2 protein-coding genes are annotated in these 5823 nt (G+C 66.0%); one reads left to right on the forward strand and one right to left on the reverse strand.

Going from position 1 to position 5823, the window contains the following annotated elements:
* The coding region (locus tag WCB02_RS21585; RefSeq protein WP_423961246.1) for an ATP-binding protein at positions 1-2749 on the forward strand (2749 nt) is incomplete at its 5' end.
* A 35-nt stretch (positions 2750-2784) separates the two neighbouring features.
* Here WCB02_RS21585 and WCB02_RS21590 read toward each other — a convergent pair.
* Complete coding sequence (locus WCB02_RS21590; protein WP_423961249.1) at positions 2785-4668, reverse strand: ABC transporter ATP-binding protein; 1884 nt, start codon at positions 4666-4668, stop codon at positions 2785-2787.
* Positions 4669-5823 lie beyond the last annotated feature (1155 nt).

Consider the following 5823-nt stretch of genomic DNA (forward strand, 5'->3'; position numbering starts at 1 on the left):
CGATGCCGGCCTCCAGGTCCGGGTGGGTCTGCACTCAGGCCATGTGGTCACCTACATGGTCGCCAGCGAATTTTCGAAGGTCTACGAGGTCGGCGGCGCCGCGCAGCACCTGGCGGCCCGGCTCGAATCCGCCGCCGGGGCGAACCAGATCTGTGTGTCGGAAGCCTGTCAGAAGCTTGCCGATGGGCACGTTCGGTTTGAATTTCTGGGCCGCAAGCCGCTGCGTGGCTTCAGTGAGCCTGTGCCGGTGTATCGGATCATCGGCGCAAGCGATCTTTCCAGCTGGCGCGTGCGAAGGGCGCGCAGCACCTCCCGCTTCGTTGATCGCACGATAGAGAAGGCGCTTTTGGAAAAAGCGGCCGACGGCGCCAGGGCCAGCCGGCGCACGGTTCTCCTGATGGGCAACCCCGGCATCGGAAAATCACGGCTGGTGCACGAGTTTGCCCAAACCCTGAAGGCCGGTGGCTGGCGGCTGATCGATGCCGAGTGCAGCCCGAATCTGCAGGGCGCGCCGTTCAGCGCGCTGAGACGAGTGCTGCTTTCGATTGTGGAGGGAACGCTAGCGGACCCTTCTATCGTCGCGGATCCGCTGCAGGACTTGCCGGCGGTCCAGCAGTGCGCCGTCGATACGGTGCTGAACCTTCCGATCTCGGACCCGCAATGGGACGAGCTGGAGCCCCACGCGCGCGGCCAGGCGATTGGCGAGGCGAGCTGCGCGATCCTCGCAAACCTGGCCCGCGCCCAACCAACGGTGCTTCTGATCGAGGACCTGCACTGGATCGATCGCGCCAGTGATCCCGTCATCGCCGCGCTTGCTTCGCTCGAGGTCCCCGATCTTCTCGTGCTCCTTACCAGCCGGCCGAACGGGATGCCGACGTGGATCGCTCGGTGTCACGCCGAGCTGGTCGCAATGCGCCCGCTCGATCACGAGTCGGGAATGGCCATGCTGTCCGACATGCTTGGTTCCTCCGCCGTCAATTCCGACTTGAAGAGCCGTATCATGTCGCATACGGCCAACGTTCCCTTGTTCATCGAGGAGGTCTGCCGCGGCCTGAAGGACAGCGGCTTCCTCCGCGGCCAATGGGGCGACCTTACGCTTGTGCGTCCCATTGACGAACTGGGCATTCCGACCAGCATCCAGGGCGTCATCGGCGCTCGTCTCGATCGCGTGTCCAGACAGGAACGGGCGCTGCTGCAGATTGCGGCCGCACTCGGCCGTCGCTCGACCGAAGCCATGCTGCGCAGCGTGACCGCGCTGCCCGAAGACGACCTGCAGAGCCAACTCGCGGCTCTCGACCGAGCCGAACTGCTCGTCAAGGTCGACAGCGAATTGCAGGGCGCATTCGAGTTTCCGCACGAGATGATCCGCCAGGTCACGTATGATTCGATGCTCGAGAGGCTGCGCGAAAGCATCCATGCGCGAATTCTTTCGGCAATGGAAAGCCGCGACGACCGGGCCGATGAGCCCGACATGCTTTGTTATCACGCGACGCGGGCAAAGGATTGGGGCAAGGCCTTCTCGTTTGGGCGAGAGGCGGCCCGAAAATGTCTGGCACGGTCGGCCTTTGCCGACGCGGCCAACTATTTCGAGATCGCGATGAACTCCCTGGACAAGACGCCCATGACCCGCGCGCGGGAGGCGGATGCGATAGATCTCAGGATAGAGGCGCGCACGCCCTTCATGGCCTCCGGACATGTCGCTGAATGGCTGGATCTGGGATTGGAGGCCGAGCGGCGGGCCAACGCGATCGATGACATCGGCCGGAAAGTCGCTGCCATGACGGTGAGGGCGGCCGCGCAGAATTTTTACGGCACACCGGTCGAGGCCGTCGCCACCGGCGAGGAGGTGGTTGGTCTGGCGGCGCAGTGGGGCAATGCGGGGTGGCTGAACCTGGCGCAATATGGCCTCGGGCAGGCTTATTTTCTCGCCGGACGGTACCGCGAGGCGGAGCAGATGCTGGGACGGGCCTGCGCGCAACTGATGGGGCCGCAGGCCAGCGCTCCGATCGGCACCGTCCCAAAATACCTGCTGTTGCTATGCTGCATGATGAAGAGCTTCACGCATACGGTGATGGGGGACATTGACGCCGCGGACCAATTGCAGCAGCGCGCGGCGGCGATTGCCGATGAAACCCGTCGGCCATTCGATCGCGTCGCGACGGCCTATAGTGGAGGCTGGCTGATGATTGGCCGCGGCGATCCGGCGGCGGCAGCAGCCATTCTCGAACAGGGGCTCGCGATCGCGCAGAAGCACGGCATCCGGCTGTTCGTGCCGGTGCTCGCCTGTCATCTCGGCATGGCCTATCTGGAGCGGGGGCAGTTCGACCGGGCTCGCGGCATGCTGGCCGAGGCGCGGGAAGGGGCCAGATCGATCGGCTATACGTCGTCGGTGCTGCGCAGTTCGATCTATCTCGCCCTTGCTCTCCATCGACTCGGCGATGTCGAGGTTGCGCTGAACATGTTGCGGGAGGCGCGGAACACGGCCCGTCAGCAGGGATTTTCCGGTCTGGAGGCAGAGGCCCTGTTCGGGGAGGCCACGGTGACACCGGCATCCAGCGAGGATGACAACGCCCGGATTGTCGGCAGTCTGCGCGCGACGATTGCGCTTTCATCCGAAAGCGGTGCCCGGCCTTTGCTGCACAAGGCTCAGGCGCTGCTGGAGAGGATGCTTCAAGCCACGCGAGTTTCTACTGAAGACCGAGCCGAGGTCCGGCGAGCGCCGGTTTCTCCCCTCCCTCCGCGCGCGTAGCGGGGAGCGGAAACAGCCCGCGCTTTCACGACACCTCACCCCGCTGCCTGCATGTCGTCGGCGTCGATGAAGCCGCCGGACTGGTGCTGCCACAGGGCGGCGTAGTGGCCCTGGTGGCGCAAGAGTTCGTCATGCGTGCCCTGTTCGACGATGCGGCCGCGATCGAGCACGACCAGGCGGTCCATGCGGGCGATGGTCGAGAGCCGGTGCGCGATCGCGATCACGGTCTTGCCGGCCATCAGGGTGCCGAGGCTGGACTGGATCGCGGCCTCGACCTCGCTGTCGAGCGCGGAGGTGGCTTCGTCGAGCACCAGGATCGGCGCGTCGCGCAGGATCACGCGCGCGATCGCGATGCGCTGGCGCTGGCCGCCGGAGAGCTTGACGCCGCGTTCGCCGACCTGGGCGTCGTAGCCGCAGCGGTCCTTCCAGTCGACGAGATCGAGGATGAACTCGTCGGCATGGGCGAGCCTGGCCGCGGCGATCACCTCGGCATCGCCGGCCTCGGGGCGGCCATAGCGGATGTTGTCGCGGATCGAGCGGTGCAGCAGCGAGGTGTCCTGCGTCACCACCGAGATCTGCGCGCGCAAACTCTCCTGGGTGACGGCGGCGATATCCTGGCCGTCGATCAGGATGCGGCCGCCGGTGAGGTCGAAGAACCGCAGCAGCAGATTGACCACGGTCGACTTGCCGGCGCCGGAGCGGCCGACCAGGCCGATCTTCTCGCCCGGCCGCACCGTCAGGGAGAAGCCTTCGAGCACGGCGCGCGGCCGCGGCCCTTCGATCTCGTCGAGGGCCGGGATCGTCCTGCCATAGTGGAAGCGCACGTCGGAGAATACGATCTCGCCGCGCGTGACCACGAGGGCCTTCGCCTGCGGCCGGTCGGTCAGCGTGATCGGCCGCGCGATGGTCATCATGCCTTCCTGCACCACGCCGATATTCTCGAAGATGGCGGTGACCTGCCAGGCCACCCAGCCGGAGATGTTGACGATCTGCCAGGCCAGCGGCAGCGCCATCGCCACCGTGCCGACCGAGACCTTGCCATGGGTCCACAACAGCAGCGCCAGCGCGCCGGTGCCGGTCACCATCGCCGCGTTGAGCGACGACAGCGCCAGCCCGAGCAGCGTGTTCAGCCGCAGCGAGGCGTAGAATTTTCCGGTATGATCGTCGACCGCCTCGCGCACATAGGCGTCCTCCTGCCAGGGCCGCGCGAACAGTTTCACGGTGAGGATATTGGTGTAGCTGTCGACGATCCGCCCGGTGAGCTGCGAACGGGCCTCCGACATGGTCTTGGAGCGGTCGCGCATGCGCGGCACCAGGATGCGCAGCATGACCAGGTAGCCCAAGAACCACAGCGCGATCGGCAGCGCCAGCCAGCGGTAGGCGGCCGCCAGCAGCACCAGCGCGCTGGTGCCGTAGACCAGGATGTACCAGACCGCGGTCAGCAGCGCGACCAGGCTCTCGCGGATCGCGGGCCCGGTCTGCATCACGCGGTTGGCGATGCGGCCGGCAAAATCGTTCTGGAAGAACGCCCACGACTGCCGCACCACGTGCCAATGGCTCTGCCAGCGGATCAGGTTGCCGACATTGGCGGCGATCGCCTGGTTGGCGACGACGTTCTGCAGGGTCAGCGCCGCCGGACGCAGCACCAGCAGCACCGCTGCCATCGCCAGCAGCAGCGGCCAGAACGTCGCGAACAGCGTCTCCGGCGGGCTTTTGGTGATCAGGGTGACGATGCGGCCGAAGAACACCGGGATCAAGGAATCCAGCAGCGCCACGGCGAAGCCGGCCGCGAACAGCGCGGCGAACAGGCCCTTGGCCTGGCGCGCATAGTGCCAATAGAACGCGATCAGCCCGGCCGGCGGCTCGGGATCGCTCGGCGTGCCGGTCGGCTTCAGCCGCCGCTCGAACAGGGCAAACATGGACCGCTCGCAAAGAACAGAATGGCCGCGCCCGGCAACACAGGCCACCGCGCAGCAGGATTCATCGGGTTGACGGACGCGGGGGCTCTTTCCGGCTGCTCGCTAGCTGCGTCACGGGTGCGATCTCGACTCTCGCAATGCTACGCACCGTAACATATCGACCGGAACGGTCAAGCGGAGCGGGCGGGGGAACCCGGATCGGCGCCTCGCTTGCGGTCCATGACCCCGCAATAAGGCATATGGCTTGCCAAATCGAGACCAGCCGCCGGCGATCCCTTCACGTTTCGCTCATCGGGCGCTCGGCGGGAACTGAACGACGCGGTGCGTCCCGCGATCGCCGGTCGCAACCATCAAAACGTCGTCCCGGCCAAGCGGCACCGCGAGCGCCGAGCCGGGACCCATAACCACAGGCGGGTGGTGTCGGGCACGCTGGGGCCACGTCGGATATGAGCAACGGGCTCCTGTGGTCATGGATCCCGGCACTCGCCGGGAGGACGGCGGAGTTACGTCTCCGGTCCGAGGAGAAGTTCAGAGGCTGGGCAAAGCTTCCGCCGTCGCTCGGAGAGCGCAGGCGGAACTGTGCCCGCCAACCTGCATTTGACAGGGACCGCAATCCAGCGTGGCGCCGCCCATGGACGCAGATCTCGTGGAAGTTGTGTGGACCCCGTAGTCTGTCCATCTTCCCAAACTGACAGCTCCTTGCTTGGATGGCGTCGGGATTCGGTGGGGAGCCCTGATGTCGAAGGATGAACAGCCTGACTGTCCGCGATGGCCGCGATGCGATTGCGCCTCGCGGGGATACGTGAATTTCTACGAGGAGCAGCATTGCGGCCGGGAGCCGCCGCAGCCGGACAGCCGATGTCGCGCCGCCGACGATGGCTCCAGCAGCAGATTGCACGCCTGAAATCATCGTATCGGCCTCAATCCCCGAACCTCGGCGGACGCGCGCCCGACCGCTTGTTGATGGCACGGTTGGGCACGGGGCCGGTGCGCGCTGACCAAGCCCATGAATCCGAATCCGGATTTCAAACGGCAGATACGGTTTCACGGTCTCGCGGCGCTGGTCGCCCGAGCTTTGCTTAGGAAGTCTTGCGCCTCGAGATCGAGGGCGCAGGGAATGCCGGGTGCACGCTGCACCCGCGGTCTCGTGTGCAA

Origin of the sequence: Bradyrhizobium sp., from assembly GCF_049581145.1 — a bacterium.
Taxonomy (GTDB): Bacteria; Pseudomonadota; Alphaproteobacteria; order Rhizobiales; family Xanthobacteraceae; genus Bradyrhizobium.